Genomic DNA, 5,981 nt, shown 5'->3' with positions numbered 1-5,981 from the left:
TTGCATTGGTCGGAGTTCCAGAGCTACGGTCAATGCCGTCTTCACAACACCCAACACCCTACCCCCAACACCCTATTTTTGACTAGTAGTGATATAACCGTTCCTTTGCCAAATCTCCATGTCTGGTTTAGAACTCTTGAATGGTTGAACATAATAATCAGGAACTAGGGGTTTGTCTTGGCGGTCATAGCTCAATTCATGATCCAAAAACTTGATATGGCTAATATGGGATGCCCAAGCATCGGCTATCCTATCGCCTAATCCCATTGTGTCTAAATATTTGGGTAGTTCCATTCCGCCATTCCAACAAATGGGGATGCCTTCACCATCAAAATGTTCGGTTAGCTCTTGGCGTATAAAGGATGCTGTCCCACCACAAACTAAGATTTCATCCATAAGAGCAATATTTCTCAACCAGCGCCATAAAGCACGGCAGTACTCTTTGCGAACTATCGGTAAAATCCGACAAAACAACTCTACATCAGCATTCATTTCTTCGATTCTGGTTTTGCGCGATAGAAACCGCAGTGCATCAAAATTGTTATTCGTGGTTTCGGCTAAGGCTGAAATTAGGCGTAAGTCATCTTTTGATAAACCTACAGCAGTACGTTCTACAAACTGATGTACCACCCAATTCATCCCTAAATCTGTAGATTCAGCTTTTATTGCATTCCCCTTGTGCGACAAAATAAAACTGGCATTACGATAGCCTAACATCAGCATTCCTATACTTTTTTGGAAATAGTTAATGTTGACGTTGCGACTGCGATATGCCATTATACCCGCCCCTTCTGGACTGACATCAAAGCTACGTAATTTCGCTTTTAACCTCCCTGTTGGCGTGATTATTCCTGTTTTTAAGTTCTGTGCTAGTTTTGCTCTGAGCGTTTGCCCATCCGACGCTTCTCCCACTGGCAACAACAAATGTACATATAGCTCTATATCTGGGTTTTTCACTCCCAGCCGCCGAATTGCCAACCATAACATAGCTGCTACTTTCGGTAAGGCATATTGATACTTCAAATCTCTAATAGCTGATGTCCCCGCGAACATACTTTTGGCTAATGCTCCCAGGACATAATATTCTTCGCCAATTCCTATCCATACCGTCGTATCTTGTACGAGTTGATTTGACAAATATTCTATTGACTCTACCCCTAAATCCGCTATTTCTGGTTCCATTGCTAAAACTATTGGAACACCATCTGGATAAATCTGTGCTATCCCCTTCTGGAAACTTGTCCCTAAATCAATTGTTATCGCAACTTTTGTGTAGTCTTTAGAATTATTCTTTTTATTCATCTTTACCCCCGTTCTGGTTGTCCCAGCCAAACATCCGCTTAATGTCGGTCATCTCTTGATAGTTTTGCGAGTCAAGAAATTCATTGTCATCGTCATCTTCTTCATCTTCCTCATCAGTAGAACTTATTTGTCCATTTCCCGAAGTAACCCCTAAGACAGATAGACTATCTGATGCCACTATGTTTGATGCTTGCATTGATATATTTGATGTCACCACTAGTGGGTCTGGTGCTATCCCGCAAGTTCTCCGAATCATACTAATTTGTGCTTCTAGTTGACTAATTGCCCAAATGCCAATCTGTCTTAATTCTTCTCCCCTCAGCCCCGAAGAAAACAAGGCTAGAGGTAGCCAGTGTTTTTTTAGTGTCGATGTAATTGTTTCCGAATAATCTTCCTTCAAATTTAAAGGCTTTGACCTCAAGTAATCAATTACTTCTGCATCTGCACTGTCACTCGGTCTTCTAAATGACACTACTCTATATCTAGAATCATTCATTTTTTTTGACTAAAATTCTGATTAGCGTAACGCGCTTTCTTAAAATTATTACACTAATTTTTATCGCCCAGTTTTTTTATTTTTATTTTGATACTGCCTGACTTAACTAAATTTAATATCCTTGCTTTTGAAATTTATGTTGTCCGCCTAAATAAAGTATTTACTTAAGAATGGATGCACATACAACGCCGCATTTTTTCTTCTAATCCTTCACTAAGACCCTCATTTTTTTAATCCCCACTAATTTACCGGAGTTTAATTCGCTTTTACGTGGTCAAAATGTATTACTAATCACAGTTACAAATAGCAGACATTTTGCACCTAAAACCCCTATTTATGTACAAAATGTCTGCTGTTTTGCACCGCTTATACACGCCTTTAACTGCTATAGCTGTCATCAAATGTTGACAAACAGGTACAAAATGTCTGCTATTTTGCACATCGCTTTTTTGAAAAATTGCCCTCTAATATCTACTCCAGAAAGCTTTGAGGTGATTTTTCCGGTTTGCTGCATTCTCAATAATTTTAAGCTTATTGAGAATGCGTACTACAAAAGTATTGTTTTTATACTTCAAAAAAACAGTTTTTTTCTGTTTGTGCTACGAAACACTACTAAAAATTACAATTTAGCGCTGATTAACTTCGAGGGACTGCTAAAAAATTCTGTTGTCAACCGTTTTATTCTTGAGTAATTCTCAAAAAATTCTGTGAGCAGCCTATTAATTCTCATTAATCAAGACTTATTGACAGTAAAATAGCCCGAAAGCCTTGCTATTGCGTGGTTTTTTAGTCCAATTCACAGAAAGTCAGATGTTCCCTACTTAGGTTAAAATTGTGTCAAGAGTGACTATGCTACTAAGGGAATCTTGGGGATAGCGGGAGAATTGCCCCAGAAATGCTGTAGAGCGGCTTAGAATAGTCGTACTTACTACGGTTTTTTGCCCATTTCCGCATTTGAGCGATTTGGCTGGAAAAATGGCGTAAAATCGAGAAAAAACAGCGATAACTTGAGTGATATTTGTTTCTCAGTCAGTCAGCCCAAAAACTTGTATTTCCAAATTTTAGTGTAGATAAAAAATGGCATACGCGATCGCGCGATTAAAAAAATTAAAGCGGGGTAATATATCAGGGAGTGCATCTCACACTGCACGAGAAAGAGAAACCCCTAATGCAGATCCCACTCAAAAAAATATTCGGTTCATCGGTAGCCTCGACCTAGAGGAACGATTAGAGGATTTGGTACTAGCCAAAATTGCCGAGCATGAGCAGAAGCGGAAGATTCGCACTGATGCGGTGTACTGCGTGGAGTTACTGTTGAGTGCATCGCCCAGTTATTTCCGTCCCAACTGCCCCACTCAAGCCGATTACTATGAACCCCAAAAGCTGGATGACTGGGTGGAAGCGACTCATCAGTGGTTAGCGGATGAATATGGCAATCGCATTGTCCGCGCCGAGTTACACCTGGACGAAGCCACCCCCCATATTCACGCTTATTTTGTCCCCCTTGATGATCAAGGACAGCTACGGTGCAATCATTTCTTTGACGGGCGGCAGAAAATTCATGAATTTCAGGATTCGTACTACAACACGATGCGGCTAATTGAATTAGAGCGCGGTATCAAGGGAAGCAGAGCAAAGCACCAGGACATCAAAGATTTTTACCGCATTGTGGAGGAGGGGCGTGACTTAGAAGTTGATGAGCTAAGTGCGGCGCAATTGAAGGCCAAAGCTAGCGACCGAGACAGGGCGAATCAACGAAAACAGGAAATGGAAGCTACAGCCAAAGCTCTTTCACTTGAAAATGAACAGTTACGGCGACGAATTGCACAATTAGAACAAGACAATCGATCAATAAAAAAACTTACCGAATGGTCAACTGATTTAGCTTTACATGATGTTGCTTGGGAGTTGGGACTGTGGCGTAAAGGGAATGAATGGGTAGGAGGAAACCACACCATTAATATAGATGGCTCTAAATTTAGCGGTCTTGCTCCCGGTTCTCATTTTGAAGGTAATCATGCAATTGATTTGGTCAAGCACGTTAATCAATGCAATCAAGTCCAAGCGATCGCATGGATCGGGGAGCGATTTGGTGAAGCCGGCGCAAAACGCGCAGCGATCGCTCATGCTCAAAAAGTTGCGGTTGACATTATCCAAACTCAACCAGTACCGCAATTCACTCCACCGGTTGAGGATAAAAAACAGTGGCAGCAAGTAGAACATTACCTAACCCAGAAACGAGGCATACCCTCTGATTGCGTACAAATGTTACATAACCAAGGGCTAGTTTATGCCGACTCAAAAGCAAATGTAGTTTTTGTGATGCGGGATCTCAACGGAAAGACCAAAGGAGCATTTTTAGAAGGGGCAGCTAATAAATTCTCTGGTTATGAGTTAGGTACAATTCGCCGTGATAGCTGGTTTTACTTTACTTTGGGGAAAAAGCCTAGCGAACAAACTAATACTGTCGTACTGTCTTGCTCTCCCATTGATGCCATTTCAGTAGCCATGCTGGAATATCTCTTTAAAGGAATACCAGAAAACAGAACAGTTTACATGGCAGCGGATGACACTTTAAATTTACCTGTCGAAAGATTACGTAATGTTCCTTGTGTACAGGTAGCTTTTACTCAATCAACTGCGGCACGGGTTGTTAAAGAACTACTGCCACACTCGACTCAACTCAAGTGCGAAAGTCGGGATTGGAATACGCAGTTAATCAATTTCTCCCATCAATTGCAACAACGTTATTCACAACAAAAACACGAGGAATTAGAGCTATAGTTGCAAAAAAGTCAAGCTACTTTAGTACCGATTTTTTCAGTACCAAAGTAGCTAGTAAAGAGTTTTAGCTATCAATAATATTGGGGTGAAATTTAACTAAGGCCCTAATGAATAATGAGTTAATCAAGCAAGTATTTAGATTAATTAAGCTTAACAATAAGCTGATTGCTGTCGAGTCTCCATTGCAAGAGAGAGTCAAACTTTTGACAAATCTCGCTAGTGAATGCCAGCAATACAATATTAACTGTTACCTGTGGACGCTGGAGGATGATGCGCTACACCAGTTATCCACGAATAGTTCGCCAAGTGAACTTGGCTCTTTAAAGGGGAAAGGGAAAGGGGGAAAGGTTTTAAATCCTTTACCCCTTTCCCCAGCCCCTTTCCCCAGCCCTCACCTAGCATCTTTGGGTTGGCAGACTACTAAGGAGGGGGGATTAAATTTACAAAGAGTTGACCAGTATCAGGCGATCGCTAAAAGCAGGCGCGAACATTACTTTGAAATTCTCCGATTCTGGAAAACTACTGATTTATCAGGAATCCTGATACTAGAAGGTATATTCCCCTGGCTGGGAGAGTCTACCACTGACCCCGATTTCTTTCTGACTTCCGAGTGGATTAAGTCAGCCCTGATTAACCTGAAGCTGTACAATCACTCTTGCAACAAGACAGCGATTCTCTTAGGGTCAAACGCCACTGTGTCATCTGACATTGCCCCCGAAGTTCCGACAGTCATTCAACAACTGCCAGCTATAGAGGAAATAAGCAGTTACTTAGCCCAAGTATTACCTAGTTATAGTTATGGCGATATTCATGCGACGGCGATCGCCGGGTTGGGGATGTACTTGACAGACATTGACTATGGAATTAGACAGGCAAGCGCTCCTGGTGAAATTAAACCGGATGAGCTAGTAGAAAAACTGTCCGCTTACAAAATCGAACTGTTTAAGCGAATTTATAATATTCAGTTCCTTCAACCTCCAAGCACACCCATCGGTGGTTTAGAACTGATCCAGCAAGCGTTTAAAACTTATAAGCGCCTTCTATCCTCATTGGCGAAAGCCTATAATCTGCGCTTACCCAAGGGGATTTTACTAATCGGCCCACCGGGAACAGGAAAATCTTACTCGGCTAAAGCAAGTTCTGCACAATTGGGGCTACCTCTGATTATTTTGGAGTGGGGTAGTTTTCGCAGTTACGGTAATTTGGCTGAATATAAGCTCAAGAATTTACTCGCACTCGTAGACCGAATTAACCGTGTAATCCTGTATTTGGACGACTTCGACAAAGGATTCGCCGGGGATGATGATTTATCCAAACGCCTCGCTGGTATGCTTTTGACCTGGATGCAAGAACGTACTAGTGAGGTTTTAATTATCGCTTCGGCTAACAATATTCAATG

4 protein-coding genes are annotated in these 5,981 nt (G+C 41.5%); 2 read left to right on the top strand and 2 right to left on the bottom strand.

The genetic code is table 11. The features are described from left to right. Positions 1–72: 72 nt before the first annotated feature. Entirely contained in the window at positions 73–1,302 is a 1,230-nt protein-coding gene (locus tag H6G97_RS43500; protein ID WP_190946713.1) for a ParM/StbA family protein, read from the bottom strand. After that, positions 1,295–1,798, bottom strand: coding sequence for a hypothetical protein (locus H6G97_RS43495; RefSeq protein ID WP_190946712.1), 504 nt, complete (start codon positions 1,796–1,798; stop codon positions 1,295–1,297). The genes H6G97_RS43500 and H6G97_RS43495 overlap by 8 nt, the downstream gene beginning before the upstream one ends. 1,077 nt (positions 1,799–2,875) lie before the next feature. Here H6G97_RS43495 and mobV point away from each other — a divergent pair. Beyond that, entirely contained in the window at positions 2,876–4,582 is a 1,707-nt protein-coding gene (gene mobV / locus H6G97_RS43490) for a MobV family relaxase (protein WP_190946711.1), read from the top strand. 107 nt (positions 4,583–4,689) lie between these two features. Continuing rightward, positions 4,690–5,981, top strand: a 1,292-nt coding sequence (locus tag H6G97_RS43480) for an AAA family ATPase (protein WP_242056005.1), incomplete at its 3' end; no start/stop codon positions are given.

This window comes from Nostoc flagelliforme FACHB-838 (assembly GCF_014698065.1).
GTDB lineage: Bacteria > Cyanobacteriota > Cyanobacteriia > Cyanobacteriales > Nostocaceae > Nostoc > Nostoc flagelliforme_B.
The sequence above is the reverse complement of the archived record's forward strand: the minus strand, read 5'-3'. Positions and strand labels throughout refer to the sequence as shown.

Bases quoted from the DNA above. Each gene is read 5' to 3' on its own strand.
- H6G97_RS43500 (WP_190946713.1), bottom strand. From the start codon at position 1,302: ATGAATAAAAAGAATAATTCTAAAGACTACACAAAAGTTGCGATAACA.
- H6G97_RS43495 (WP_190946712.1), bottom strand. From the start codon at position 1,798: ATGAATGATTCTAGATATAGAGTAGTGTCATTTAGAAGACCGAGTGAC.
- mobV (WP_190946711.1), top strand. From the start codon at position 2,876: ATGGCATACGCGATCGCGCGATTAAAAAAATTAAAGCGGGGTAATATA.